Origin of the sequence: Achromobacter sp. ACM05 (assembly GCF_019218915.1) — a bacterium.
In the GTDB taxonomy this organism is placed as follows: domain Bacteria; phylum Pseudomonadota; class Gammaproteobacteria; order Burkholderiales; family Burkholderiaceae_B; genus Achromobacter; species Achromobacter animicus.
The window spans coordinates 159,067-185,315 of the sequence record NZ_JAHUWQ010000001.1; the positions used below are offsets into that span (position 1 = coordinate 159,067).

At 65.8% G+C, this 26,249-nt stretch carries 21 protein-coding genes; 2 read left to right on the forward strand and 19 right to left on the reverse strand.

Features of this window, described 5'->3' with window-relative positions; genetic code table 11:
* Positions 1-16 precede the first annotated feature (16 nt).
* Positions 17-760 carry a lytic transglycosylase domain-containing protein gene (locus tag KW836_RS00775; RefSeq protein WP_175139624.1) on the reverse strand — a complete coding sequence of 248 codons (744 nt, stop codon included), beginning with the start codon at positions 758-760 and terminating at the stop codon, positions 17-19.
* A gap of 271 nt (positions 761-1,031) precedes the next feature.
* On the opposite strand from KW836_RS00775, the gene KW836_RS00780 reads away from it, so the two are divergent.
* Positions 1,032-2,822, forward strand: a complete 1,791-nt coding sequence (locus tag KW836_RS00780; protein WP_218342204.1) for a FapA family protein — start codon at positions 1,032-1,034, stop codon at positions 2,820-2,822.
* 158 nt (positions 2,823-2,980) lie between these two features.
* Here the strand turns inward: KW836_RS00780 and KW836_RS00785 are convergent, their stop codons facing one another.
* From KW836_RS00785 to KW836_RS00810, 6 genes are read right to left on the reverse strand one after another with little or no spacing between them, the layout of a single operon-like run.
* Positions 2,981-3,799: an SDR family oxidoreductase gene (locus tag KW836_RS00785; protein WP_218342205.1), complete on the reverse strand. Its 819-nt coding sequence runs from the start codon at positions 3,797-3,799 to the stop codon at positions 2,981-2,983.
* Positions 3,800-3,811: 12 nt separating this feature from the next.
* A complete protein-coding gene (locus tag KW836_RS00790) occupies positions 3,812-4,420 on the reverse strand; it encodes a cysteine hydrolase family protein (RefSeq protein ID WP_175139627.1) in 609 nt (202 codons plus the stop codon).
* Entirely contained in the window at positions 4,420-4,953 is a 534-nt protein-coding gene (locus tag KW836_RS00795) for an aromatic-ring-hydroxylating dioxygenase subunit beta (RefSeq protein WP_218342206.1), read from the reverse strand. Before KW836_RS00795 ends, KW836_RS00790 begins: the two co-directional genes overlap by 1 nt.
* Positions 4,944-6,293 (reverse strand): aromatic ring-hydroxylating dioxygenase subunit alpha, encoded by a 1,350-nt coding sequence (locus KW836_RS00800; protein ID WP_175139629.1) that lies wholly within the window; start codon positions 6,291-6,293, stop codon positions 4,944-4,946. Before KW836_RS00800 ends, KW836_RS00795 begins: the two co-directional genes overlap by 10 nt.
* A gap of 9 nt (positions 6,294-6,302) precedes the next feature.
* Positions 6,303-7,547, reverse strand: a complete 1,245-nt coding sequence (locus KW836_RS00805; RefSeq protein ID WP_175139630.1) for a dienelactone hydrolase family protein — start codon at positions 7,545-7,547, stop codon at positions 6,303-6,305.
* A 32-nt stretch (positions 7,548-7,579) separates the two neighbouring features.
* Positions 7,580-8,770, reverse strand: coding sequence for an ABC transporter substrate-binding protein (locus tag KW836_RS00810; RefSeq protein ID WP_175125931.1), 1,191 nt, complete (start codon positions 8,768-8,770; stop codon positions 7,580-7,582).
* Between the two features lie 289 nt (positions 8,771-9,059).
* Here KW836_RS00810 and KW836_RS00815 point away from each other — a divergent pair, with 289 nt between their 5' ends.
* Positions 9,060-10,046 (forward strand): AraC family transcriptional regulator, encoded by a 987-nt coding sequence (locus KW836_RS00815; protein WP_218342207.1) that lies wholly within the window; start codon positions 9,060-9,062, stop codon positions 10,044-10,046.
* Positions 10,047-10,772: 726 nt separating this feature from the next.
* Here KW836_RS00815 and KW836_RS00820 read toward each other — a convergent pair.
* The 12 genes from KW836_RS00820 to siaA form a co-directional block, all read right to left on the reverse strand.
* A complete protein-coding gene (locus KW836_RS00820) occupies positions 10,773-11,180 on the reverse strand; it encodes a RidA family protein (protein WP_175125933.1) in 408 nt (135 codons plus the stop codon).
* 49 nt (positions 11,181-11,229) lie between these two features.
* On the reverse strand, positions 11,230-11,670 hold the full coding sequence (locus tag KW836_RS00825; protein WP_191578240.1) for a thioesterase family protein: 441 nt from the start codon (positions 11,668-11,670) through the stop codon (positions 11,230-11,232).
* A gap of 25 nt (positions 11,671-11,695) precedes the next feature.
* Positions 11,696-13,336, reverse strand: coding sequence for an AMP-binding protein (locus KW836_RS00830; RefSeq protein ID WP_218342208.1), 1,641 nt, complete (start codon positions 13,334-13,336; stop codon positions 11,696-11,698).
* 62 nt (positions 13,337-13,398) lie between these two features.
* A complete protein-coding gene (locus KW836_RS00835; RefSeq protein WP_191578247.1) occupies positions 13,399-14,568 on the reverse strand; it encodes an acyl-CoA dehydrogenase family protein in 1,170 nt (389 codons plus the stop codon).
* A 2-nt stretch (positions 14,569-14,570) separates the two neighbouring features.
* Positions 14,571-15,428 carry an enoyl-CoA hydratase family protein gene (locus KW836_RS00840; protein WP_175125936.1) on the reverse strand — a complete coding sequence of 286 codons (858 nt, stop codon included), beginning with the start codon at positions 15,426-15,428 and terminating at the stop codon, positions 14,571-14,573.
* Positions 15,429-15,470: 42 nt separating this feature from the next.
* Complete coding sequence (locus KW836_RS00845; protein WP_218342209.1) at positions 15,471-16,262, reverse strand: SDR family NAD(P)-dependent oxidoreductase; 792 nt, start codon at positions 16,260-16,262, stop codon at positions 15,471-15,473.
* Positions 16,259-18,610, reverse strand: coding sequence for a bifunctional salicylyl-CoA 5-hydroxylase/oxidoreductase (locus tag KW836_RS00850; protein WP_218342210.1), 2,352 nt, complete (start codon positions 18,608-18,610; stop codon positions 16,259-16,261). Before KW836_RS00850 ends, KW836_RS00845 begins: the two co-directional genes overlap by 4 nt.
* 1,160 nt (positions 18,611-19,770) lie before the next feature.
* Positions 19,771-22,347, reverse strand: coding sequence for an EAL domain-containing protein (locus KW836_RS00855; protein WP_239216081.1), 2,577 nt, complete (start codon positions 22,345-22,347; stop codon positions 19,771-19,773).
* A 39-nt stretch (positions 22,348-22,386) separates the two neighbouring features.
* Positions 22,387-23,184 carry a biofilm regulation diguanylate cyclase SiaD gene (siaD, locus tag KW836_RS00860; protein ID WP_175125940.1) on the reverse strand — a complete coding sequence of 266 codons (798 nt, stop codon included), beginning with the start codon at positions 23,182-23,184 and terminating at the stop codon, positions 22,387-22,389.
* Entirely contained in the window at positions 23,181-23,558 is a 378-nt protein-coding gene (gene siaC, locus KW836_RS00865; protein ID WP_218342211.1) for a biofilm regulation phosphoprotein SiaC, read from the reverse strand. Before siaC ends, siaD begins: the two co-directional genes overlap by 4 nt.
* A 37-nt stretch (positions 23,559-23,595) precedes the next feature.
* Entirely contained in the window at positions 23,596-24,135 is a 540-nt protein-coding gene (siaB, locus tag KW836_RS00870) for a biofilm regulation protein kinase SiaB (protein WP_056564586.1), read from the reverse strand.
* A gap of 23 nt (positions 24,136-24,158) precedes the next feature.
* Positions 24,159-26,144, reverse strand: coding sequence for a biofilm regulation protein phosphatase SiaA (gene siaA / locus KW836_RS00875; protein WP_217481068.1), 1,986 nt, complete (start codon positions 26,142-26,144; stop codon positions 24,159-24,161).
* Positions 26,145-26,249: the final 105 nt, after the last annotated feature.

The window sequence follows — 26,249 nt, forward strand, 5'->3', positions numbered from 1 at the left end:
TTCGCGCCCGCTTGCTTCACGGCGCCTTGTACTGCTCGTACAGCGCCGTCACATTCTTCACATAGGCCTGGGTTTCCGCGTACGGCGGCACTGCATCGTACTTGCGCACCGCGCCCTCGCCCGCGTTGTACGCGGCCAGCGCAAGATCCAGGCGGCCCGGATACCGGTCGATCAGCCGGCGCAGGTGGCGCGATCCGGCCTGCACATTGGTCGCCGGATCCACCAGCGCGCGTTCCACGTCATCCACCGACAGCAACGGCGCCGCCGTGGCCGGCATCAATTGCATCAGGCCCAGCGCGCCCTTGGGCGAGCGGGCATCGCTGCGAAAGCCCGATTCAATGGCGATGACGGCCGTCAGCAACGCCTGGTCGACTCCCGAATCCAATGCAGCGCGGGCGATCAGGTTGTCGTGCTTGGTCGTGGGTTTGACGGTGCTCCAGCGCAACGCCGGTTCGGCGGGCGCGCGTGTCACGCGGCGGGCGCCGTCACCGGCTTCCGGCTCACAGGTCAGGCACAATTTCTCGGCGCCGCCGCGGAGCGCGGTTCTTGCTTGCGCGCGCTTGTAGTATTTACCGGTGCCGGTTGGCACCTTCATCGTGCGCCAGACGCCGAACGGATCCTTGTAGCGGTAGGTGTCGGCGGCCTGCACGGGCGCGGCGGCCGCCAGCGCCAGAGCACCCGTCGCCAGCGCCGCCATCCCGCCGGCGCGCGCCAGGATGGCGCGCGTGGCCGAAAGAATGGAGGAAGGTGGTTGGGACATGGGACGGGGCTCCGGCGGCGTCCTGAGACGCGTTGGCGAGCCCTTATGCTGCTTGCGCCATCCCGGTCCTGTCTTTCCTGCCGATGATCTAGATCGCGATGGCGCGCACGTTTCCCAGGGAAAATCGGGGACGCGACTAGGCCATGCGGCCGATAAATTTTGGCTGTTACCGCCGGTAAAGATCGTGCCGGCAAAGAATATGACGTAATATTTCGTTCAATTACCAAATGATTGAACCGGCCGCTCGTGCCGGAATCGGAGAGAGGGTGAAATGGGCGCAGAAAACTTGCTCCAGTTGATACTGGATGCCGACACCAACGTCCTGACGGCGGTGTATACGCCGCCACCTCGTCCCGAATCCGCCGTCGCGGACGGCGCACCCGGCACAGCGAAAGCGGAAGGCGGCGACCCTGCCGATGCACCGGCCGGTTCACCGTCCGCCTCCCAGACCGATGCCCAGACCGCCGACGAGGATGCCGACGTTGCGGTTGCCGACGAAGCCGACGCCCCGCCGGTCAACACCGACCTTCCGACGTGGGACGTGCTGGTCGCTGCCGCGGCCGCGCAAGGCTGGGGCCCCGATGCGCTGGACAACCACGCCATCGTCGCCTTCATCGACCTGTGCCGCACGGCCGCCGAGCCCGTCCAGAGCCCCGTCGGCAAGGTCGTGGACGGCAGCTTCGACATCGAGCTGAACGCCACCCTCATGGCGGCAACGCTGACGCTGCACCCGCCCAAGGGCGGCAAGCCCATCACGCTGGACGCGGTGCGCCAGGCCCTGGCGGATCAGGGCATCGTGCATGGCGTGCTGGACGGCGCGCTGGCCGAGGCCGTGGCGTTGGGACGCGCCGAGACCATCCTGGCCGCGCAGGGCACGCCGCCCACGCGCGGCACGCCCACCCGCTTTGAAAGCCTGCTGGACCGCCTGAAGCCTCGCGCCGAGGACATCGACGAATTGGCCCAGGTGGATTACCGCGATCTCGGCAGCCTGCTGCTTGTGTCGCCCGGCACGCCGCTCATGCGCCGCTTTCCGCCGCTGCCTGGCGTGGACGGCACCAACGTGCTGGGCGAGGCCGTGCTGCCCGACGAGTTGCCGGACACCCCGTTTTCCAAGGAACTGTCCGGCGTCGAGATCGATCCGGAAGATCCGCTGCTGCTTCGCGCGGCCATTTCCGGCACGCCGACGCTCATCACCCACGGCGTGCAGGTCAACCCCATGGTGGAGGTGGACGCCGTCAACCTGTCCACCGGCAACATCAACTTCGAAGGCTCCCTGCAGGTGCGCGGCGACATCGCCGCCACCATGGAAGTGCGCGTGACCGGTGACGTGGTCGTCAACGGCACCATCGAAGCCGCGCTGGTCGAGGCCGGCGGCAGCGTCACCGTCAAGGGCGGCATCATCGGCATGGCCGAAACCGTGCACGACGCCTCGGGAACGCCGCGCACCGCGCACATCGTCTGCGGCGGCACGCTGCGGGCCAAGTTTATCGAGAACGCCGTCATCAGCGCGGGCCAGGACATCGACGTCGAACGTGAAATCCGCCAGTGCAGCATCGCCGCCGGCGGCAGCGTGAACGTCGGCCCGCCCAACACGCAGCAAAGCGCCATCACGGGCGGCGAGACCCGCGCGCTGCTGGCGGTGCGCGCCGGCACCATCGGCTCGCCCGCAGGCATTCCGACGCTGGTGCAGGCAGGCCTGGACCCGCACGCAGACATCAAACGCTCGGCGCTCACGCGCAAGCGCCTGAAGATGAACGAGGAAAAGGCCAAGCTGGAACAACTGCTGATGTTCCTGCAGGCGAACCCGCAACGGGCCACGGGCGACGTGGTCGAACGCGCGCGCAACACGCACACCAAGCTCATCGGCGACCTGGCCGGGCTGGAAACCGAGGAAGCGCAACTGGCCCGCGACCTGCTGCCCCAGCAGAACGCCACCATCGCCGCCACGCGGCGGTTCTGTAGCGGCACCAAGATTCAGCTGGGCAACAAGATGCAGGAGTTCCTGGAAGACCAGGTGGGCGGCAAGGCTGGCCTGGAAGAAGGCGAGATCGTGATTCGCTGATGGGCGCGCGAGGGCGTTGGCGGCCGCGCAGCCCTCGTGCGGAACGGACATAGCACCCAATCGGGGGGCTGCCCCCCCCCTGCGGCTTCCCCTCCGACCGGCTTAGGACTAAGTCGGGTGTCTGACACCCTCTCAGGCGGCCCTCTCAGGCGCCCCTCTCAGGCGCCGTCGTCCGGCATCAATTCCTTGAACCACACGCGCGGCGAGATGCCGCGGTCCGGGCCCAGGATCGAGAAGCCGCCGTCCACGGGAATGTCGACGCCCGTCATCCACGATGCCGCGTCGGAGCACGCAAAACACACAGCAGCCGCGATCTCCTCGCCGGAACCCACGCGGCCCAGCGGATGAAAATGCGCGCCCACCGCATCGGCTGCCTGGCGCGATCCGCCCGACAGCTGTTCCACCGACGGCGACCAAGTCCACGCCGGCGACACGGCCAGCACACGCACACCGGCCGGCGCCAATTCCACCGCGAAATTCTTCGTGATCTGCAGCAGCGCCGCCTTGGACGCCGGATACAGCGCGCGTCCGGCCGCGCCGAACTTGCCGCCCGTGCTGCCCAGATTCACGACAACACCGCCGCGGGGCAGATGCGCAGCCGCCAGCTGCGTGAAGATCGCCGCCGACACGAGGTTCGTGTCCAGCGTCCGATGCCATTCCTCCCGCGACGATGCCAGCCCGCGGTCCGCGTACTGGCAGGCGTTGTTGACCAGGAAATCCAGCCGGCCAAAGCGCGCCAGCGCGGCGTCGATGCAGGCCTGGATCTGGGCGTCCTCACCGATATCGGTTTCGCAGAACAGCGCGCGTTCGCCCAACGCCTTGGCCAGCGCCTCGCCTGCCTCGGCGTTGCGGCCGACCAGCACGACATTGGCGCCCGCCTCCGCCAGGCCGCGCGCGATATCCGCGCCCAGGCCTTGCGTACTGCCGGTCACGATGGCGGTCTTGCCCGCCAGGCCGGGAAAGCCTGAAAAATCCATGTGTATTCCTTGTCAGTTTGGCGCGGCGGCCCAGCGTACCGCGTCGTGCACCGAGCCCGTCTGCGCGATCAGCCGCATGCTGGCCAGCGACGCCTCGTGCACCGCCGGATCGGCCGATGCGCAGGCATCTTCGGCCACCATCACCGAGAAGCCGATATCCGCGGCATGGCGCACCGTGCCCTCAACCACCGAATGCGTCGCCACGCCCGCCACTACCAGCCGCCGCGCGCCCAGCAGCCGTAGGGTTTCCTCAAGCGGCGTGCCGTAGAACGCGCTGATGCGCGTGTGCTTGACGACGAACTCGCGCGCGCTGCCCGCCAGCGGATGCAGGCCATCGTAGAACGCGCTGCCCCACTGCCCTTCCGGCACCGCGCCGATCGTGGCCACGTTGCGGAAGATCTCGCAATTGGGCAGCAGGTCTGCGTAGTCAGGACGAAACGCGATGCGCACGTGCACGATGGGCAGCGCGTGCGACCGCGCGCCCTCGAGCAATGCCGCAGCGTTGTCCAGCAGGCGCTGGCGCGCTCCGCTGTCGGCATCCAGCCCGACGCGGATCTTGCCATCCGGATGCAGCACATCGTTCTGATAGTGCAACGCCAGCACCGCCACGTCCGCGTTCATCACACAAACACCTCGAACGCGTCGTGCGCATCGTCGCAGTTCACGAGGTCCACGCGCTTCATCCGGATGCGCCAGCCACCGCCCTCGGCGGCCAGCTTGTGCGTATAACGGCCTGCAAGCTGGCGCGGCTGCCGCTTGCGCCATTCGGTCATCTGAAAGACCGAGTGCACCACCAGGTTGCCGGCCGCATCCACACCCTCGACCTGCACGCCGCCCACCAGCCGCACACTGCGCGTCGGCGGTTGCTGCGACCAGTTGCGCGGATGCTCCAGGCGCCGGATGCGCACGTCGCGCAGCATGCGGTCTTCCCAGAAGATCGAGATGAAGTCGTACGGACTTTCCTGGCCATGCTTGCGCGGCATCCAGTACATGCCGTCCTCGGTCCACAACGCCTGCCACTCGTCATAGCGCCGTTCGTCCAGCAACCGCGCCTCGCGGTACAGGAACTGCGCGATGCGATGGTAGGCGTCGGCGGGCACGTCGGCCGGCGCAAGATTCGCGGTGCCGACGTCGAAATCCAGATCTAGCAGCATGCGCCGTCTCCCTTGGCCGTGGCGTCCGCGCTGGTCCCGGCGCCCGCCTCCATGTAAGCCTTCCACGCGCGGAACTGATTGCGCATGGGCAATTCGCTGGTGCCGTTCACGGACACCATGCCGTCGGGCTCGACGCGGTCCGTGCCGTGATAGCGGTGCATGCTGACCCAGTCGCCGCCCCGCGTCGCGTTGCCTTCCTGGCAGCGGTTGTAGAGCTCGATGTCGTCCGGCATCACGTTGGACGACGGCGAATTGATGACGTTGGCGTACAGCATCGCGCGCTTGAACACGCCCTCCGGCGCGCCCTTGCAGCGAAACGTCTGGATCTCGATCAAGGTGCGATCCACCGCCACCGGACGGATCACGCGGAACTGCTGGAACACCGTGTGAGGCGAGCCGCTGCCGTAGATCACCGTGTTGTGGCGGTTCATCCCCAGGATCTCGCGAGCGCGTTGCTCGCCATAAGCGCCGGTCAGCGACTCGAAGTGCGCGCGCGACACCGGATCGCGTTCGGCAGCGCCCGGATTGAAGATGCCTTCCATGTAGCCGTGGCCGTTGTCGTAGGCGCGCAGCTCCAGCTTCTCCCAGAACTCGTAGGGCTCGCCGTTGCCGTCCATGATGTGCAGCTCGAGCGGCATCTCGCCCATTTCCTTGGCCTCGTCGCGCGCCGCGGCATACGACGATTCATGCGTCACGCGCGCGTGCATCGTGTCGTGCAGGTTCTCGTAGAACACCTTCCAGTTCGACCGCTGCATCACGCGGAAGATGCCGCCCGCGACTTCCACCTCGCCCACCGGCGAACGGTCGCACAGGTTGTCGATGGACGAGCGCACGCCGCCTAGAAAATCCACAAGCGGCTGCCCTTCAGCGGATTGGCTCGCGAACACGAAGCCGCGGTAGCTTTCGACGCGCGGCAGCCGCCGCATCGAGAAGGACGGATCCGTGGGATCGTACGACGTGCCTTCCAGCCCTTGCTTGAGCGGCACCCCCAGATGGCTGCCGTCCAGCTTGAACGTCCACGCGTGGTACGGGCAACGGAAAAACTTGCCCGCACAGCCTTCGCCGTCGGCCACCACCTTCGCGCCCTTGTGCGGGCAGCGGTTGTACAGCACGTGCACGCGCCCATCGGCCGCGCGCACCATCAGCACGTCCTGATCGCCCAGGCGCGTCGTGTGATAGTCGCCCGTCTTGGGCACCTGGCTTTCGTGGCCCACGTAGATCCACGCGCGGCCGTAGATGCGCTGCATCTCAAGGTCGAAGATCGCCGGATCGGTGTACAGGGCCCGGTGCACGCTGTCGCCGCGCACCAGCCCCGCCAGTTGTTCGTCGGTATATGGCATGTCGTCTCCCTACTTGTTCGCGCTGTCTTTCCAGCGCGCCATCAGCGTGTTGGAAGGCAGGGTTTCGTCCAGCAGCTTGGCCGCCGTCTCGCGGCCAGCGGTGGGCAGGCCGGCCGGATCCAGCAGGCCCACCTGCACCAGCACGCTCGCCTGATCCCAATAGATGTGCTCGTGATAAAGCTTGTCGCCGCGGAACTTCACGATGGCCACCAGCGGGATCTCCACATATTTGCCCGTCGGCGCGACGCCGGGCAGCATCCAGTCGATCTCGGTCGTGTGGGTAAAGCAGAACAGCAGTTCGTCCACGATCTGCGTCGCGCCCACCGTGCGCGACAGCGGCACCAGCCGCGTGTCCGGCGGGTTGCTGTTCACGAAATGATGCTGATAGAAGCGCGACAGCTCCTTGTAGCCCACGCCGCCCGTCATCGTCGGGATGTGGTTGACGTAGGGCTCGGCCACCATCGTCGCCATCGTCGCCGCCACGTCGCGCGTGCCGAATTCATATTCGCAGTGCTTGTCCCACAGATACGAGTAGTCGAACTCCGGCCCGATCGTGCGCTGCAGCGCCGCCATGCTGCGTTGGTGCGCCATCAACGCCGACGGCTTGTCGTAGTGATCGCCGCCCGTGCGTGCAAACGCATGGTCCACGCCGGGATACACGTACAGCTCCACGCCCGGCTTGCCGCCCAGCGCTTCCAGGATGCGCTTGCGAGCCTCGGGCGGACAGAACCCATCCTGCTCGGCAATGTGCAGCACCAGGCGGCCACGCAGATTGCCGGCTTCCTCAAGGCTGTCCTCGATGCCCACGCCGTAATATCCCACCGCCACATCCGCGTCCGTGCGGCACGCCGCCAGATAAGCCAGCTTGCCGCCCAGGCAATAGCCCAGCACGCCAGCGCCGCCTTCCTGTTCGGGCAGCTCGCGCAGCACCGCCAGCGTCGACGCAATGTCCTTGATGCCCAGATCCACGTCAAAGCCCTTGTACAGCTCGAACGCGCGCGGCATGTCCGCCGGCCCGTCCGTCAGCTGGATGCCCGGCTGCTGACGCCAGAACAGATCCGGCACCAGCACCACATAGCCTTCCTCGGCCAGCAGTTGCGCGCTGCGCCGCATGAAATCGTTGACGCCAAAGATCTCCTGGCACAACACCAGACCCGGGCCGCGGCCCGAGGCCGGGACCGCCAGATAGGCGCCGAAGGACTTGCCATCGTGCGAGGCGATCGTCACCTCGCGCGTCGTAATGCGTTCAGTCATGCGTATCTCCTGTATTGCAAAGCTGCGGCGGCCTACTTCATCTGGCACGCGGCGGCGAAGGGATCCTGGTATTGCGTCAGCACCGTGCCCGACAGCTTGTTCGACAGCTTGCCGCTGGCGTCCGCCTCGACCACGCGCAGGTAATAGTTCTGCACCGGGTACTGATTGCGGTTGAACTTGAAATCGCCACGCACCGACTTGAAGTCCGCACGCCGCAACGCCGGACGCAGCGCCTCGGCATCCAGCTTGCCGCCCGTCTGGCGCACCGCGCTGTCCAGCAGCATCGCCGCGTCATAACCCTGCGACGCATACAGCGACGGGCTGCGGTTGTAGGTCTTCTTGAAATCCTCGACGAACTTGCGGTTGGCCGGGTTGTCGAGTTCGGCCGCCCATTGCGCCGTATTGCGCAGGCCCTTGATCGGCGCGCCCACTGCCGCGATCGTGTCTTCATCCCCGGAAAATCCCGGCGCCAGCAGCGCGATGTCCTTCGACAGCCCCGCGCCGTTGAACTGCTTGATGAAATTCACGCCCATGCCGCCCGGCAAAAAGAAAAACACCGCATCCGGCTTGCTGGCGCGCAGCTGCGTGATCTCCACGCCATAGTCCAGCTGGCCGAGCTGCGTGTAGATCTCCTCGGCCACGCCACCCTTGTACAGACGCTTGAAGCCGTTCAGCGACTCGCGCCCGCCCGGGTAATCCGGCGCGATCAACGCCACGCGCTTGTACCCCTGATCGGCCGCGTACTTGCCCATCGCCGCCGGAATGTCCTCGTTCTGCCAGGCCACCGCAAAGAAATTCGGATTACAGCCCGCGCCCGCATAGTTTTCCGGGCCCGTATTGGTGCTGAGATAAATCGTGTCCGACTGCAGAATCGCCGGCATCACAGGCAGCAGCACATTCGAAAACACGATGCCCGTCATCACGTTCACGCGATCACGCTTAAGAAGACGTTCCACCGCCTGACGCCCGGTATCCGCCTTCTGCTGGTCATCGGCCACCACCACTTCCGCCGCCAATCCGCCCAGCTTGCCGCCCGTATGCTGCAGCGCCAGATTGAAGCCGTCCCGGATTTCATTGCCCAGCGCCGCGCCCGGCCCCGACAGCGTCGTCAGCAGCCCCACCTTCACCTTGTCGGCCGCCGACGCCACACCCGGCGCGCCCACCGCAGCGCCCATGCAAACCAATGCTGCCAGCGCGCGCCGGCTCCATCCATTTCGATTCATGTGCCACCCCGTATTCGCCGCCAGCCACGCTGGCGGAAAGCTGACAGAACCCGTCTGCCGTCGGTACACGCATGCCGCCGATCCAAGTCGCCCAGCTTACGCGCCGCGGCGCCTCCATTCCAACAGGCCCGCCCACCGTGCACGCGCCTCCCGGCAAGATTAGGCCCGCGCCCACCCCCGCTCTATCCGAATTCCGCCAGGCTTATCCGGGATTCACTTAATTCCCAATGACGCGCGATTCCATTACGCTGCCCGCAGATACGGGATCGGTCCCGTCCCGGAGGCTTCCATGCACGGCTGGTCCCGACTAGAGCTGGCGCCCTTGCTGAAACGGCGCGTCTTCAGCTCCACGCAACAGGATGAGACCCGCGCCCGCGTGTCCGAAGCCCTCAAGGACCACCGCCTCACCTGGAAAGGCGGCCGCGTCGACGCCGAACTGAACCGCGGCCGATTCGGCTCGCTGACGGTCTGTACGTTGCGCTACGGCGCCGAAGTCCACATCGAACCCGACCGCCTCCAGGACTTCATGCTGGTGCAGGTCCCCCTACGCGGCCGCGCCCGCATCGAATGCGGCGACGAAGGCGTCAACGCCGACCCCGACTGCGCCGCCGTCATCGCCCCCAACCGCCGCCTGCGGCTGCACTGGGAAGCCGGCTGCGAACAACTGCTGCTAAAGATCCCAAGAGGCAAACTGGAAGCCATGGGCCAACGCGCCTTCGGCGAAGCCGCCACCCGCCCCCTGGACTTCAGCCCCGCCCTGCGCCTGGACACCCCCATCGGCGCCGCCTGGCGCAGCATGATGGGCAGCCTGATCCACTTGCTGCCCACCTTGGATGACGGCGCCCGCCGCCCGCCCGCGGCGTGGCTGGAGCACCTGGAAGACACGCTGGTTTTGCATTTGCTCTACAACCAGCCCAATACTTGGCAAAACCACGCGGGCCAACCCAACACGGTCCCGCGCCGCCTGAGCGTCGCCGAGGCCTTCATGCGAGAACGCCTGGGGGCTCCTCTGACGCTGAACACCATCGCGCGCCACGCTGGTGCCAGTGCCACCGCGCTGACCCGGCTTTTTCAGGAACACCGGAATACGACGCCGATGAATGCGCTACGCGCGTTTCGGCTGGACGCGGCGAGGAGCCGGCTGAAGGCGCAGCCGGATGCGAGCGTCACGGAGGTGGCGCTGAGCGTGGGGTTTGGGCATCTGGGGAGATTCTCGGAGTATTACCGGGAACGGTTCGGGGAACTGCCGAAAGAGACGCGACGCGCGGGCAGCTGATCCCGGACTGCGGTGTATGACACCGGAATCTGTCTTAAGCGCTTATGGAGGTGTCTGACACCGGAATCTGTCCTACGTGCCTGCGATAGGCGTCCGACACCGGAATCAGCCCTAGGCGCGCCGCAAGCGCGCAGCGCAGGCCCGTGGACGCGAGACGCTGCGTAAGCCCCACCAGGCCGCCCGCGCGGCCGACGTGGGGCGGGCACCGCAAGACGCTTCATGCCCGAGCAACCGCAGCCAAGAACCTCAAGAACTCAATCCCCCCCGCCGCCCGACAAGCTGAAACCTCCCGAGCCCGGCGTGGCGGCGGTCTGGGGCGCGCGGGGCGTGTAGATGCGCCCGAGGGAATCTGAAGGCAGTCGCCGAAGGCGACAACGAAGATGACGAAGGGGCAGTCCGGAGCGAAGGCTCCGGACCGCAATCGTAGCCCCGCGCGCCCCAGACCGACGACGCGCCGGGCGTCTTAAAAACCGCGACCGACGCACCATCGGCCAGTGTCAGACCTCGAGCTAACAGCCCAACGCACTGCGCACGGTGTCAGACACCCGGCGAATACCGCCGCGCAATGACAACTTTCTCATGCGGGTGTCAGACACCTGACTTCAGCGGCATGCTCACAAGAAAATCCGCCCCACAAGCACCGAAGGCCCGCCGCCCTCGCCCCCCGGTGCCGGCCGGGAAGCAAATGCGGCGAACCTTCGATACACCGTCAAACCGAATAAACCCCTACTGCGCAGGCACCACCGCAGTCACTTCAATTTCAACCTTCGCGCGATCCTCCACCAGAGCGGCAACCTCCACCGCCGTCATCGCCGGAAAATGCCGGCCAATCAACTCACGGTAGTGTTTACCAATGCCCGGATACGCCGCAACGTACTCCTTCCTGTCCGTCACATACCAAGTCATCCGCACGATATGCTCAGGCTTCGCCCCACCCTCGGCAAGAATCTGCACGATGTTCAGCAGCGCTTGACGCACCTGGTCCGCAAAGTCATCAGACTCGAACTGCTGCTGCCCGTTCCATCCCACCTGTCCGCCCACAAACACGATCTTGCTGCCCACCTGCATCTCGGTCAGCACACCATTCGAATAGCCCCGGGGCGCCATCCAATCCGGCGGTTGCAGAATCTTCATAACGTCTCATCCTATTGATCAAATAAACAAACCACAGGGTGGCGCCCGCTTATGCCGCGGTTGCCAGAAAATGCTGCATGCGTTCCCGCAGATCCGCAGGCAGCGGCATCGACTTCATCGTCCGCAGATCCACCGTCACGATCGTCAGCGTCGCCGACAGCCGCAACTGCCCGTCCGGCCCTTCAAACCGCACCAGCGCCTTGAACGATGCACCGCCAATGCGCTGCACCGACAGCGTCTGCCGCAGTTTCTCGTGCCACCGGCTCGGCGCGCTGAAATCGCACGTCACCGACGCCATCGGCGTACCGATGTGCCGCTCCACATGCAGCGCATGAAACGGCAACCCCATTCCCTTGTCGAACCACTCCTCGACGAAATCATTGATCATCTCGAAATAGCGCGGATAGAACACGATCCCCGCCGGGTCGCAATGGCGGAATCGGACTTCTACCTGGCTCACGAAAGGAGCCGTCGTGATGGGTGCTGCCATGATGTTTCCTTGATGCCTGCAATGCCTATGCCATCTTGCGCAGCGCAAACCGCTGCAACTTGCCCGTCTCGGTCCGCGGCAACGTATCCACGAACTCGATCGCGCGCGGATATTTGTAGGGCGCAATATTCGCCTTCACGAATGTCTGCATCGCCGTCACCAGCTCCGCGCTTGGCGCAAACCCCGGCTTCAGCACCACAAACGCCTTCACCACCTGACCGCGCTCGTCGTCCATCGCGCCCACCACCCCGCACTCCGCCACCGCCTCATGGCGCAGCAGCGCGTCCTCGACTTCCGGACCCGCGATGTTGTAGCCCGCCGACACGATCATGTCGTCGTTGCGCGCTTGGTAGAACAGATAGCCGTCGTCATCTTGCACGAACGTATCGCCCGGCAGATTCCAGCCGTCTTGCACGAACCGGCGCTGGCGCTCATCCGCCAGATAGCGGCAGCCCGTCGGCCCCTTGATCGCCAACCGGCCCACCGTCCCGTTCGGCACCGGCTTCATCTCATCGTCAACGATCTGCGCCACGTACCCCGGCACCACGCGGCCGATCGCACCACGGCGCACCGACTCCGGCGGGCTCGACACGAACACGTGGATCATCTCCGTGCCGCCGATGCCGTCGATCATCTCGATCCCCGTTGCGTCCTTCCAGAGCTGACGCGTCGCATCCGGCAGCGCTTCGCCCGCCGACACGCTCTTCTTCAGCGACGACAGATCGAACTTGCCCACCAGCGCCGCCATCTGGCGGTAGAAGGTCGGGGCCGTGAACACGATCGTCGCGCGGAACTCCTGGATCAGTTCCAAGAGGCTTTCCGGCGACAGCTTCTCGGCCAGCACCGTGCTCGCGCCCACTCGCAGCGGGAAGCACAACAACCCGCCCAACCCGAACGTGAACGCCAGCGGCGGCGTGCCGCAGAAAATGTCGTCCGGCCCCGGCTTGATCACATGCTTCGGGAAAAGGTCGCACATCGCCAGCACATCGCGATGAAAATGCATGCAGCCCTTCGGCGAGCCCGTCGTGCCGCTGGTGAACGCGATCAGGCACACATCGTCCGCCGCCGTATCGCACGCCTCGAACGTGTCAGGCTTGCCGGCCGCCAGCGCGTCCAGGGCATCGGCCGCCGAATCGTTGAAGTACATCACCTGCGCCAGACCCGGGCAGTGGTTCTCGTGATCCGGCTGCGCGCAGAACTGCGCCTCGTCCTTCAGGCGCACGTCGCACAGCACCGCCTGGATCTGCGCCTTCTCGATGATCTGCTTCAGTTCCTTCGAACGCAGCAGCGGCATCGTCGGCACCGTCACCAGCCCCGCCTTGATCGCCGCCAGCCACGAGGCCGCCATCATCGGATTGTTCGGGCCGCGCAGCAGCAGGCGGTTACCCGGCACCAGCTTCATGTCCTCGGTCAGCACGCGCGCGATGCGGTTCGTCAGCGCGGCCAGTTCGCCGTAGGTCATCGTTGCCGGCTTGCCGTCCTGGCGCCAGCGTAGCGCCACGCGATCGCCGTGGCCTTGGCCGACCATCGCGTCCACCAATTCCACTGCGCAATTGAAACGCTTTGGATAGGCCACGTCGGGGCCGTCCAGCAGGAACTCAGGCCATTGTTCGCCCGGGGGCAGGTTGTCCCGGGCAAAGGTGTCGATGTGGGCGGATACTTCCATGAAAATTCCCCTTGGCTGTGCGATGCGGTTTACGTTGCAAAAAGCAGGCGCTCGATGGCCCTTTATGCCTTCAGCAATTCACGGGCGATGATCAACTTCTGCACTTCCGTGGCGCCTTCGTAGATACGCAGCGCTCTGATTTCCCTGTAAAGCTTCTCCACCGGCATCCCCGACACCACGCCAGCGCCGCCGAACATCTGCAGCGCCCGGTCGATCACCGTCTGCGCCGACTCCGTCGCCGTCATCTTGGCCATCGCCGCTTCGCGCGTGGTGCGTAGCTTCTGCACGTCGCGCATCCACGCGGCGCGGTACGTCAGCAGCGCCGAGGCGTCGATGGCGGTTGCCATGTCGCCCAACGCGGCTTGCGTCAGTTGCAGGTCGGCCAGCGTCTGGCCGAACATGCGGCGCGACTTGGCGCGCGCCAATCCCTCATCCAGCGCCCGGCGCGCAAACCCCAGCGCCGCTGCCGCCACCGACGCGCGGAAGATGTCCAGCGTCATCATGGCCAGCTTGAAACCTTGCCCCGCGTCGCCCAACCGGTGCGTCACCGGGATGCGGCAGTTGTCGAACGTAATGGTCGCCAGCGGATGCGGCGCGATCAGGTCGATGCGCTCGGCCACCTCGAACCCCGGCGTGTCTGCATCCACCACGAACGCGCTGATGCCCCGCGCGCCCGGCGCTTCGCCTGTGCGCGCGAACACCACATAGAAGTCCGCAATACCGCCGTTCGAAATCCACGTCTTGGCGCCATTCAGCACATAGTGATCGCCGTCCAGCTTCGCCTCGCAGGCCAGCGCCGCCACGTCCGAGCCCGCATCGGGCTCCGACAGCGCAAAGGCCGCAATCGCCTCGCCGCGCGCCACGCGCGGCAGGTAATGCTGGCGCAGCGCATCCGAGCCCATCAGCGAAATCGCGCCGCTGCCCAGGCCCTGCATCGCAAACGCAAAGTCCGCCAATCCTTCATGCCGGGCAAACGTCTCGCGCAGGATGCATACCGCGCGGGAGTCCACCTCCGGCAGCGCGCCGCCCCAAGCCCCGCCCGGGCCGCCTGCCACCGCGTAACGCAGCCACCCGGCCTGGCCCATGGCCTTGACCAGCTTCTTGCATGCCGCATCTGCGTCGTGATGGTCCACGTCGCCCAGCGACTGCTCGCACCAGGCGTCCACGTCATGCGCCAGCTTGCGATGCGCGTCGTCGAAAAAGGGCCAGTCCAGCCAGCTTGCGTCGCGCATCATCAGTTCCCCTCAAAGACGGGCTTCTGCTTGGCCACGAAGGCCTCGTAGGCGCGATGGAAATCGCGCGTCTGCATGCAGATGGCCTGCGCCTCGGCTTCGGCCTCGATGGCTTCGTCCACACCCATGTTCCATTCCTGGTGCAGCAGCTTCTTGGTCACGCCGTGTGCGAAGGTCGGACCTGCGGCCAGTTGGGCCGCCAGCGTCTGCGCCGCTTCCAGCAGCTTGCCGGACTCGTGCAGCGCATTGAAAAACCCCCAGCTCGCGCCCTCGTCGGCCGTCATCGCGCGGCCGGTGTACAGCAGTTCCGAAGCACGGCCCTGACCGATCATGCGCGGCAGCAACGTGCACGCGCCCATGTCGGCCCCCGCCAGCCCCACGCGGGTAAAGAGGAACGCGGTCCGCGCGGCGGGCGTGCCCAAGCGCATATCCGACGCCAGCGCCACCATCGCCCCCGCGCCCGCGCACACGCCGTCCACGGCCGCCACGATGGGTTGCGGGCAAGCGCGCATGGCCTTGACCAGATCACCCGTCATGCGCGTGAAATCCAGCAGTTCCGGCATGCTCATCTTCGTGAGCGGGCCGATGATCTCGTGCACGTCGCCGCCCGAGCAGAAATTGCCGCCCGCGCCCGTCACCACCACCACCTTGATGTCGGTGGCATACACCAGCGACCGGAAGAAATCGCGCAGTTCCGCGTACGAATCAAACGTCAGCGGATTCTTGCGCTCGGGACGGTTCAGCGTAATGGTGCCGACCTTGCCGTCGTCCGACACCTGCCACAGGAACGTCTTCGCCTGGTAGCCGGCGATGGGACGCTTGTGATGCTTCATGGTGTGCTCTTCGGGCTGGGTGCTCATGGTGTCTCCGTTCATGAATGCTGGGTGGATGGAACGCCGGCCTCAGCCGGTCATCACTTCGCCGCCGTCGACGGCGATCGCCTGGCCGTTGATCGAAGCGGAGGCCGGCAGCGCCAGCCACGCGACCGTCTCGGCCACTTCCTCGGGCTGCACCAGGCGGCCCTGCGGGTTGCGCTCCGCCAGTTTCAGGCGGGCGGCTTCCGGCGTCATGCCGGTCTTCTCGACAATGTTGGCGACGGCGCCGCGCACGATGTCGGTCTCGGTATAGCCCGGGCAGACTGCGTTGACCGTCACGCCCTTCTGCGCCGTTTCCAGCGCCAGCGACCGGGTCAGCCCGATCACGCCGTGCTTTGCAGCGCAGTAGGCGCTTACATACCCATAGCCGATCAGCCCTGCGGTGCTGGCCACGTTGATCACACGGCCCCACTTTTCCTGCAGCATCCCCGGCAACGCCGCCTGGATGCAATGGAAGGTGCCCGTCAGGTTGACGGCCAGCATCTGGTTCCACAGCGCGGCGTCCGTGCGGTCAAAACGCTGGCTGACCGCCTGCCCCGCGTTGTTCACCAGGATCAGCGCCGGGCCAAACTCCGCTTCGGCCTGCGCGAAGGCCGCGCGCACCGAGGCTTCGTCGGCAATGTCCGCGCTGACCGCCTGCACCTGACCCAGCCGGGCCAGCTCGTTGGTCGCGGCCTCCAGCGCGCCACCATCGCGGCCCAGCAGCGTGACGCGGGCGCCGCGCTGAAGCAGCGCCCGGGCGGCGGCCAGGCCGATGCCGCGCGCGCCCCCCGTCACCAGGGCGTGACGCCCGGCGAGCGGTAGCGATTGTGCGTTCATTTGATATCCAGTTGCGCCAGCGCGGCGGCGCGTTCGAAGTTGGTCTCAAGCTGGCGCTTGCCGGCGAAATACTGGCTAGGCCACGACACATCAACATAGCCCACGCGCGCCGCTTCGCGCAGCGTCCAGGAGGCGTCAGCCAAATGGGGACGTGCCAGCGCGCACAGGTCCGCACGGCCCGAGGCGATGATGCCGTTGGCGTGGTCGGCCTCGAAAATGGCGCCCACCGCAATCGTGGGGATGCCGGCTTCGTTGCGGACGCGATCAGCAAACGGCGTCTGGAACATGCGGCCGTACACCGGCTTTTCTTCCTTGCTGACCTGACCGGACGAGCAATCGATCATGTCGGCGCCCGCCGCCTTGAAGTGACGCGCGATCTCGACGGCATCGTCCGCGGTGATGCCGCCTTCCACCCAATCGCTGGCCGAGATCCGCACCGACATCGGCTTGTCCTCGGGCCACACCGCCCGCACCGCATGGAACACCTCCAGCGGAAAGCGCAGCCGGTTCTCCAGACTGCCGCCGTATTCATCCTCACGCCGATTGGTCAGCGGCGAAATAAAGCTGGACAACAGATAGCCGTGCGCGCAGTGCAGCTCCAGCCAGTCGAAGCCCGCAGCCGCCGCGCGGCGCGCCGCCGCCACGAAGTTGTCGCGCACTTCGTCCATATCCGCGCGCGTCATGGCGCGCGGCGTCTGCGACACGCCTTCGATGTACGGCAGGGCCGATGCCGACACCAGCGGCCAATTGCCCTCTGCCAGCGGATGATCGATCTTCTGCCAGCCGAGCTGCGTCGACCCCTTGCGGCCCGCATGACCCAACTGCATGCCGATGCGCGCATCGCTGTTGCCGTGCACAAAGTTCACGATGCGGGCAAACGCCTGCTGCTGCTCGTCGTTCCACAGCCCCGGGCACCCCGGCGTGATGCGGCCATCCGGCGACACGCAGGTCATTTCCACCATCACCAAGCCGGCGCCACCCATGGCGCGCGCGCCCAGGTGAACCAGATGGAAATCCCCCGGCACGCCGTCCGTGCACGAATACATGGCCATCGGCGACACCAGGATGCGATTCTTCAGCCGCACGCCGCGCACCTGATAAGGCGTCAGCATCGGAATCGCCGGGCGCCGGCCCTCCGGCGTGGCCGCGCCGGCGCGTTCCGCGATCCAGCGCTCAAAGCCTTCCAGCCACGCCGGATCGCGCAGGCGCAGGTTCTCGTGCGAAATGCGCTGCGAACGGGTCAGCAACGAATACGCGAACTGCTCGGGCTCCAGGTCGGCGTAGCGCTCGACGTTCTCAAACCATTCGGTGGAGTTGCGCGCGGCGTTCTGAATCTTCAGCACCTCGACGCTGCGCACTTCCTCGTAATGATGCAGTCCGGCCTCGACGCTGCCTTCCGCGCCGCTCAGGCAACGCGCCAGCTCGATAGCGTCTTCCAGCGCCAGCTTCGTGCCCGACCCGATGGAAAAGTGCGCCGTGTGCGCGGCATCGCCCATCAGCACGACCGGCACGCGGCGCTCGCCACGGGCGGTGTCCAGCTTGTTCCAGTGGACCCACGTATTGCAGATGACGCGCGGGAAACGGATCCAGATCGCCGAACCACGCAGATGCGACGCATTGCTGATCAGCGGATTGCCGTCCAGCCAGGGCGCAAACAGCTTCTCGCAATAGGCGATGCCCTCTTCCTGGCTCATCTGCTCGATGCCCGCAGCCTGCCAGGTTTCCTCCGGCGTCTCGACGATAAACGTCGACATGCCGTCCTCGTACCGGTAAGCATGCGCCTGGAACCAGCCGTGCTCGGTCTGCACGAACGCAAAGGTAAAGGCATCGAAGACCTTCTTGGTGCCCAGCCACACGAAGCGGCAGCGGCGCTGGTCGATGTCGGGATGGAATGTATCGGCGTACCGGGTGCGAATCTGGCTGTTGATGCCGTCCGAGGCAATGACCAGATCGGCGTCGTACTCGCGGGCGATGGCCTGGTCGTCCTGGACGAAGTTCTCGAACACGAGCTTCACGCCCACGTCTTCGCAACGCGCCTGCAGGATGTTCAGGAGCTTCTTGCGCCCAATGCCGATGAAGCCGTGGCCGCTGCTGCGGATGCTGCGTCCCTTGAAATGGATGTCGATGTCATCCCAATGGTTGAACGCATCGCCAATGGTCTGCGCCGATACGGGATCGGCCTCACGCAAATTCTGCATGGTGGCGTCGGAGAAGACCACGCCCCAGCCAAAAGTGTCATACGGACGATTGCGTTCGATGACGGTGACTTCGTTGGCGGGGTTCTGCAGTTTCATGAGCAGACCGAAATACAGGCCGGCGGGACCACCGCCGATGCAGACTATCTTCATTGCCGTATACGCTCCAAGTACGCGACAGTCGCTCTGTGGTGCTGGAGCGGAAGCCGCAGATATTTAGGTCTGGATAGTTTAGGCTTGAAATATATATCGGAAGTGGTGGGTGTGCAAATGAGGGAAAGTATTTAGTGATGCTGGAGGGGAGGGGAAATGGGGACGATTGGAGGTCGGGTGTAGAGGCGGGGTATAGGTGTGGGTGCAGAGGAGCGTACGGGGTGTCGTTGAGGCCGCTTTGACCGTTGGTTCTGGGTTGGCGGTTGCTGCGTTCTTCTCCCGCCCCTCGGCACGGGCAACAGGGGGCCGAGCGCCCACGATTGCGGTCCGGAGCCTCCGCTCCGGACTGCCCCGTCGTCATCTTCGTCCGCCTTCGGCTCCCTTCAGATTCCCTCGGGCGCATCGACGGCGCTCGGCCCCCTGTCGCCCGCACCGAGGAGCTGCGGTGTGCATGATTCGGGGCGCTGCTAGAGCAGTGGTCAGGGACGAGTCTTGCGGGGCCCGCCGAGTCGCGGCCGCGCGGGCGGCCACGATCGGCATACGCGTTGTGGGTCGTCGTGGAGGTAGTCGCTTGCGCGCTTGCGGGGAGTGGGGTTCTAAAGCTCCAGCATCACCGTGGGGAGGGCCGTGATGGGCGGCGCGGCGACGGTTCGCCACAGCCTGCCGACCGGTTCGCGCCGCCCATCGGGCACGTGAGTTCAAGTGACGATGAATGGCGGCCGGAGTGCTTCATGGTGTCTGACACCCGATTTAGTCTTACGAGTCCACTGGTGTCTGACACCCAAACGCTACCTACTCGCGAAGCGTCATCACCACGCCGCAAGACGCCGCGTAAGTCTCCGGAGGCCGCCCGCGCGGCCGAACGGAGACGGGCACCGCAAGATGCTCCGAGCCCGAAAGGAACTGCGCAAAAATGCCAAGCACGCCGACCGCCCCCGCTGCCTGAAAACTCGAATTGCCAGAGTCCGGTGCGGTGGCGTCCCGGGGTGCGCGGGGCGTCGATAAGCCCGAGGGAATCTGAAGGGAGCCGAAGGCGGACGAAGATGACGACGGGGAAGTCCGGAGCGAAGGCTCCGGACCGCAATCGTGGCCCCGCGCGCCCCGGGACGCCACCGTGCCGAGCGCCTCAAGAACTCAACCCGGCAAAGGAAGAGAACCAATCACCCCCGAGCCCGCAACCACTCCTCAAGATCCCCAGCAGGCAAGGGCGGCGAAAACAGAAACCCCTGCCCCGCAGCACACCCTTGCTCGATCAGAAACCGCCGCTGCTCTTCGTTCTCAACGCCTTCAGCCACAACCGGCAGACTCAAGCTTTCCCCGATCCGAATCACAGCGCTAGTCAACGCCCGAGCCGCATCATCGCTCTCCAACCCTTGCACGAAACTGCGATCCAGCTTCAGTTCGTCAACGATCAGGCGCCGCAAATGCCCCAGGCTGGAATAACCAGTCCCGAAGTCATCCATCGACAGCCGTACGCCCAACCGATGCAGTTCAGCAATCGTGCGCAACGTCCCAGCCGTGGCATCCAGAACCACGCCCTCGGTAATCTCCAGCATCAAATCCGCAGGCGCCAACCCGAACTCAGCCAACGTCGCCGCAATCATCCGCGGCAGGTTCAGATTGTGGAAATTCGTCGCCGACAGGTTCACCGACACCGAAGGCACTCTCAGACCGTTATTCCGCCAGATCGCCAATTGCGAGCAAGCCTCGCGCAACGCCCAGTCGCCCAGATCTCCGATCAGCCCACACTCTTCCGCCAGCGGCACGAAGCGCGCCGGCGAAATATCCCCCAGCGTCGGATGGCGCCAGCGCGCAAGCGCCTCCACCCCATACAGGCTGCCGTTCTTCAACCCCACCTGCGGCTGGTAATGCAAACGCAACGCCTTCGCTTCCAACGCATCCCGCAGCGCCGCTTCCAGCGCCAACCGCTCCTGCGCCTGACGATTCATCTCCGCGCTGAAGAACGAAATGCGATTGCGCCCCGCCGTCTTCGCCTGGTACATCGCCATGTCCGCATGGCGCAGCAACGTATCCATGTCCCGGCCATTCTCCGGGAACACGCTGATGCCGATACTCACCGACGGGTTCAGCGTAATGCCGCCCACCGAGAACGGCTGCGCCAGCGCCACCAGGATATGTTCCGCCGCCGCGGTCAGGCGGCCATGTTCGAACTCCGGCATCAGCATCACGAACTCGTCGCCGGAAAGCCGGCCCACGATATCCGTCGCCCGCGCCAACCGGCGCAGACGCTGCGCCACATCCCGCAGCAGCGCGTCCCCGATCGGGTGGCCCAGCGTATCGTTCACCTGCTTGAAGCGGTCCAGATCCAGGAACAGCACCGCCACCCGCTTACGCTCCGGCTCCGCCCGCGCGATCGCCTGTTCCGCCTGCGCCAACAGCAGATTGCGGTTCGGCAATCCCGTCAGTTCGTCATAGAACGCCAATTGCCGGATGCGGGCGCGCGCTTCCTCGCGTTCCAGCGCCAGCGCGCACAGGTACACGCACACGTCCACCAGACGGTGATGGAAATCATCCGGCAGCCGGCGTTCCCGGAAATAGAAACCGAACGTCCCGATCACCCGGCCATCGCTCGACTTGATCGGCGACGACCAGCACGCCTTGTATTCTTCCGGCAGCGGCAGATGGCGGTAATCGTCCCACAGCGGGTCTGTTGCAATGTCCGGCACGATCACCGGGCGCCCCAGAAACGCCGCCGTCCCGCAGGCGCCCACCTGCGGGCCGATCGGTACGCCTTCCAGCGCGTCCGAATAGCCCTGCGGCAGGCTCGGCGCCGCCAGCGGGCGCAACAGGCCCGCGTCGTCCACGCGAACCACCGACGCCGCCACTTCCGGCGCCAGGCGCTCCACCTCGCGGCACACCATGTTCATGACCTCGACCACCGAGGCCTCGTTCACCATCGCTTGCAGCACCCGGCGCTGCAGCACCTCGTGCACCTTCGTTGGCGTAATGTCCGTCAGCACGTCCACGATGTTGACCAGCGTCCCGCGCTCGTCGAACACCGAGTTGGCCATCACCGACACCCACAGCGGCTTGCCGCCGCGGTCATAGACCAGCACGTCCTTGTGGTAACCCTCGCGACAGGCCACGCGACGGTGCAGTTCCTCGCGCGTGCCGCCGTCCGCGCGGCCGCCAGAGAGCAGTTCGCCCAGATCCTGGTCCAGCGCATCGCTACGGGAAAAGCCGAGCATCCGCTGAAAGCCGTCGTTCACGTAGACGATGCGGCCATCGGAACCCGACACCGCCACCGCGTTGCCCGTTTCGTTGATGCCCAGCATCAGCAGGCGGATTTCTTCCTGGCGCTCCGCGTCCGCGATCGACTTGCGCGAAATCACCGTCACGCGGCCCACCTCGCCCGCGTCGTTCAGCAGCGGCAGGTAGGTCGCTTCGATCCACAGCGAGCTGCCGTCCTTCTTGCGGTAGCGGCAGGTGCCCGAAAAGTGCTGGCCGCGGCGCAGCCGGTCCCAAACCTGTTCGCCGCTGCGCGTACCCTTGCCTTCGTCCATGCTGTCGCACAGCAGCTCGTGGCGCAGGGTCAGCGCCTCTTCGCGGGTGTAACCCACCGCGGCCAGGAAATTGGTATTGCCGTTCAACAAGGAGCCGGCTGCGTCGAAATCGAACAGCAGCAAGGCGCGGTCCATCGACGTCAGATAATTGCCCACATGCCACGCGGCGCCTTGGGGGTTCGACTGCGACCCGCCAAGATGAGAATCAAGCATAAGGGGCTCCAACCCGGATAACAGCTGTTCCGGTTTCATTCAGCGCCTCGGAAAACCAAGGGCGACGCGATCGCGTCCGTCCTGCTTGGCCAGATACAACGCCTGATCCGCCCGGCTGAGCGTCTCCGAAAACGTTTCGCCCAACTGGTGATACGCCATGCCGATACTGACCGTCAGCCGCAGGACTTCGTCGCCGGCCGGCATCGCCAGCCCCCGCACGTCGCTCACCAGGCGGTCCATGACCGCCTGCGCCGCGTCCGGGTCCGTATGGGGCAGCAGCACGAGGAATTCCTCACCGCCCCAGCGGCCGCACAGATCGTATTCGCGCAGGCTTTCGCCCAGCACGCCGGCCAGTTCGACCAGCGCGCGGTCGCCCGTCTCGTGGCCGAATCGGTCGTTCACGGCCTTGAAGTGATCCACGTCCAGCATCGCGACGACAAAGCTGTCGCCGCTGCGCGCAGCGCGCTGGACTTCCTGCTTGATCATTTCCATCAGCGCGCGCCGGTTCAACAGGCCCGTCAGGGGGTCGCGGCTGGACGTTTCCTCGAGCGCGCGGTTCAGGTCGCGCATCATGTTCTGGTAGTGATCCGAGATCCGCGCGATGCGGGTCAGGCGGCGCAGCTGGCGGTCGAACTGGTCGCACAGGCCCAGTTCACGTTCGTGCGCCATGCTTTGATAGGCGTCCGAAAGCTGCGTGACGCGCTGAATGCGCGCCATCTGTTCCTCGGTATGCCGCCAGAGCGCTTCCAGCGCGTCGCGCAGCGGATGGCCGGCATGCGCCGGATCCGCCAGCAGCTCGGCGATACGCTGATCCAGTTCGGCGGCGCCCGGTTTCATTGGCGGCCAACCACCGAGAACGGGAACGTGCAGTCTTCCTTGAACTCTTCAGCCAGTTCGCCCACGCGCTCGTTACGCATGTCGTAGAACCAGGTGACGCCGACCTCGCGGCCCTTGCGGTGCGCGGCTTCGAGCACATCGAAGATGTCCATGACGGACTTGATGCTGCTGGTGTTCAGGTACAGGAGTTCCAGCTCCAGCTTCAGCGGCGTTTCGCGATCCTGCAGGTACGTCTCGACCCATTCAATGACCGGGCCGAACAGCTCGAAGGAATTCTCGGGATAGGAGTCGCCGCGCATCGCCAGCACGCCGGCGGCAGCGTCGGCGGTGATGGCGGGCGTGGACTGGGTCCCGGGAATGTTCAGGTCTTTCATCAAATACTCCGAAAATAATCCTGTTGAGCGCGCGTCCTCAGACCACCACGCTCAGGCTGAAGAAGGCCTTGCCCGGCTGTGCAGCGGGGGTCAGGCTGGCTTCCAGCGGCGCGCCGGCGCGGCGCGCGATGTCAATGAGGCCCAGGCCCGCGCCCGACGCGACGCCCTGCGTACGCGGCTTGTGCAGTTGGGCCTTGTATTCGGCTTTCAGGGCCGGCTTGTCCAGCGCGGCCAGTTCCTGGATGCGGGCGACCAGGCTGTGGCCGTCTTCCGCGCTGACCAGATTGCCCGCCGACACCACGTAGCGGCTTTCGTCGCGGCGGCCGATCACGACCGTGGCGGAGGCGTCCGCGTCGCCGTTCTGCGCGGCGTACTGGCGGATGTTCTGGATCATCTCGATGTAGACCGAGAACACGTCCATGGCTTCAGCGGGCCGGACGTGCTCGGCGTTCAGGTAGTTCTTCAGCGCATTGCCGATTTCCTCGATCAGGCTGCGCGAGATCGGCCCGTTGAAACACAGCAACGTGCGGTTCTGGTCGAATCGCGCGCCCAACGCGTAAAGATCGGAGGCATTCATGGAGGGTACCGCCTTGATAACGATTATTCGAAACGGAAAGACAGCAAGGTGATGTCGTCGCGCTGGGGCCGGCCACCTTGGTACTCGGCGAGCGCCTGGCTGAACGCGGCCGCCTGTTCGGTTAACGGCCGGCGCGCGTGTGTCTTGAGCATGTCCGCAAAGCGCGTATTGCCAAAGCCGAACCCGTGCTCGCCGCCCGCCTGATCCAGAAAACCGTCGGTCGCCAGGTAATACGTCCAGCCCGGCTCCATCTGCAACGCGTTGTTCTCGTAAACCCCCATACGCTTGTCGCCCAGCGCACGCCGGCCGCCGGGCACTTCATGCAGGTTTTCGCCGTCGCTTGCGTACAGGCTGATCTTCGCGCCTGCGTACAGCAGCCTGCCGGCTTGCCGGTCAATATATACCAGCCCCGCATCGGTATTGGTCGCCAAGGCCCGGGGCAGCTGCGCGTCGGCCAGCATGGCCCGGATTGCGTTGTCGGTACGCGTCAGAATGCCCGCGGGATCGCCCGGTCCGACCTCGGTGATCGCCAGATCGATCGCCGCACGCGCCAGCATCGTCATCAGCGCGCCGGGCACGCCGTGGCCCGCGCAGTCCATGATGCCCAGCAGGCAGTTGGCGCCGTCCTCGCGGAACACGTAGAAATCGCCGCCAACCACATCGCGCGGCTTCCACAGCACAAAATGGTGGGCGCCCAGCGACTGCGTCAGTTGGCGATCCGGCAGGATCGCGCGCTGGATCAGGCTGGCGTAGTCGATGGAGTCGCCGATCTTCTTGTGCGCCGCGGCCATGGCGCGGTTGGCGTCTTCCAGTTCCGAGGTGCGTTCGCGCACCTTGGTTTCCAGCTCGGCCGTGTGCTTGCGGACCTTGTCGGCCATCACGCCGAACGCGCGGCTCAGGTCGCCGATCTCGTCCTGGCCGCCCGGCGGCAGGCGCACGTCGTAGCTGCCGTCGGCGATTGCGCGCGCGGACTGCTGCAGGCGGCGCAAGGGGCGCAGCATCAGGCGCTCGATGGCGTAGCCGAAGCACAGCAGCATCGCGGCAAACAGCAGCACCAGGCCGATGGCCGCCGGCCACAGCCAGCCGGTATCCAGCACCCGGGCCGCGCCCAGGTCGACCACCGTCAGGACGTGCCAGTGCAGCTCCGGCATGTACGCCACCGACACCAGCTGGCGCACGCCGTCCATCTTGACCCAGGCCGACTGCACCGACTGCGGATCCGCCTGCGCGGCATGCATGGCCGACAGCAGCTCGGCGCGGCCTTCGCCCTGATCCAGCAGGCTGAAGACCATGCCCTTGCCGCCCGCCCCGCCCGCGCCCGAGTTGTAGGCGATCAGCGCGGGGTTCATGTGCGCCTGGATCGCGCCTTCCTCGTCCACGATGATGGGCGTGACCCCGGGCTGGCCGCTGTTCACGAATTCCTTCAGGAACCCGCCCACGTCCAGACCGGCCCCCGTCAGGCCCATGACCGTCTCGCCGTCGCGGATCTGTACGTTGATCCAGACCTTTGTGGTCTTGAGCTTCAGGTCCGGGTTGACGTTGATGTTGTAGCGGGCGGGCGACTTGATCGTGGCGTAGAACCAGCCGTCGTCGGCCGCGCTGGGGCTGAGCGTGTAGCGCGGCGTCTCCGACAGCGGCTTGTCGTCGTTGAAGTAGTAGTTGCCGGAACTGGCGCTGGCGATGAAGTACGCGCCGCCGAGCAGATCGCGCCGGTAGCCGTCGGCCTCGCGGAAGAACAGCTCGCGCGCGGCGGGATCGTTTTCATTGCGGAGCCAGCGGCGCGTGACTTCGCTGTCGGCCAGGCGCTGCGACAGCGCCAGTTCGCGCGACACCGGCGCCAGGATGCGCTGGCGGTTCAGTTGCGTGAAGTTGTCGGAAAAGGCGCGGCCAAAGTGCTCGCGGACGCCGTCCAGCACCTGCCAGCCAATCAGCGCGGCCGGCGCCAAGGCGACCAGGCACGCCAACAGCAGCGCCATCAGTGATTTCCTGCGCAATCCCCATTTCGCCATGCAAAGTCTTCCTGACAACTTGATGCGATGCCACGCGCGAAAAAGGGGACGCAGATAGGACGCGCTGACCTTACGAGGCGCCGTACCCGTGCTTCGCCCCGCCTT

Excerpts from the sequence above, each read along its gene's own strand:
- KW836_RS00830 (WP_218342208.1), bottom strand. The coding sequence starts at position 13,336 with ATGGAAGTATCCGCCCACATCGACACCTTTGCCCGGGACAACCTGCCC.
- KW836_RS00780 (WP_218342204.1), top strand. The coding sequence starts at position 1,032 with ATGGGCGCAGAAAACTTGCTCCAGTTGATACTGGATGCCGACACCAAC.
- KW836_RS00785 (WP_218342205.1), bottom strand. The coding sequence starts at position 3,799 with ATGGATTTTTCAGGCTTTCCCGGCCTGGCGGGCAAGACCGCCATCGTG.
- KW836_RS00795 (WP_218342206.1), bottom strand. The coding sequence starts at position 4,953 with ATGCTGCTAGATCTGGATTTCGACGTCGGCACCGCGAATCTTGCGCCG.
- siaB (WP_056564586.1), bottom strand. The coding sequence starts at position 24,135 with ATGAATGCCTCCGATCTTTACGCGTTGGGCGCGCGATTCGACCAGAAC.
- KW836_RS00805 (WP_175139630.1), bottom strand. The coding sequence starts at position 7,547 with ATGACTGAACGCATTACGACGCGCGAGGTGACGATCGCCTCGCACGAT.
- KW836_RS00835 (WP_191578247.1), bottom strand. The coding sequence starts at position 14,568 with ATGCGCGACGCAAGCTGGCTGGACTGGCCCTTTTTCGACGACGCGCAT.
- KW836_RS00825 (WP_191578240.1), bottom strand. The coding sequence starts at position 11,670 with ATGGCAGCACCCATCACGACGGCTCCTTTCGTGAGCCAGGTAGAAGTC.
- siaD (WP_175125940.1), bottom strand. The coding sequence starts at position 23,184 with ATGAAACCGGGCGCCGCCGAACTGGATCAGCGTATCGCCGAGCTGCTG.
- KW836_RS00775 (WP_175139624.1), bottom strand. The coding sequence starts at position 760 with ATGTCCCAACCACCTTCCTCCATTCTTTCGGCCACGCGCGCCATCCTG.
- KW836_RS00815 (WP_218342207.1), top strand. The coding sequence starts at position 9,060 with ATGCACGGCTGGTCCCGACTAGAGCTGGCGCCCTTGCTGAAACGGCGC.
- siaA (WP_217481068.1), bottom strand. The coding sequence starts at position 26,144 with ATGGCGAAATGGGGATTGCGCAGGAAATCACTGATGGCGCTGCTGTTG.
- KW836_RS00800 (WP_175139629.1), bottom strand. The coding sequence starts at position 6,293 with ATGCCATATACCGACGAACAACTGGCGGGGCTGGTGCGCGGCGACAGC.
- KW836_RS00810 (WP_175125931.1), bottom strand. The coding sequence starts at position 8,770 with ATGAATCGAAATGGATGGAGCCGGCGCGCGCTGGCAGCATTGGTTTGC.
- KW836_RS00840 (WP_175125936.1), bottom strand. The coding sequence starts at position 15,428 with ATGAGCACCCAGCCCGAAGAGCACACCATGAAGCATCACAAGCGTCCC.
- KW836_RS00820 (WP_175125933.1), bottom strand. The coding sequence starts at position 11,180 with ATGAAGATTCTGCAACCGCCGGATTGGATGGCGCCCCGGGGCTATTCG.
- siaC (WP_218342211.1), bottom strand. The coding sequence starts at position 23,558 with ATGAAAGACCTGAACATTCCCGGGACCCAGTCCACGCCCGCCATCACC.
- KW836_RS00850 (WP_218342210.1), bottom strand. The coding sequence starts at position 18,610 with ATGAAGATAGTCTGCATCGGCGGTGGTCCCGCCGGCCTGTATTTCGGT.
- KW836_RS00790 (WP_175139627.1), bottom strand. The coding sequence starts at position 4,420 with ATGAACGCGGACGTGGCGGTGCTGGCGTTGCACTATCAGAACGATGTG.
- KW836_RS00845 (WP_218342209.1), bottom strand. The coding sequence starts at position 16,262 with ATGAACGCACAATCGCTACCGCTCGCCGGGCGTCACGCCCTGGTGACG.
- KW836_RS00855 (WP_239216081.1), bottom strand. The coding sequence starts at position 22,347 with ATGCTTGATTCTCATCTTGGCGGGTCGCAGTCGAACCCCCAAGGCGCC.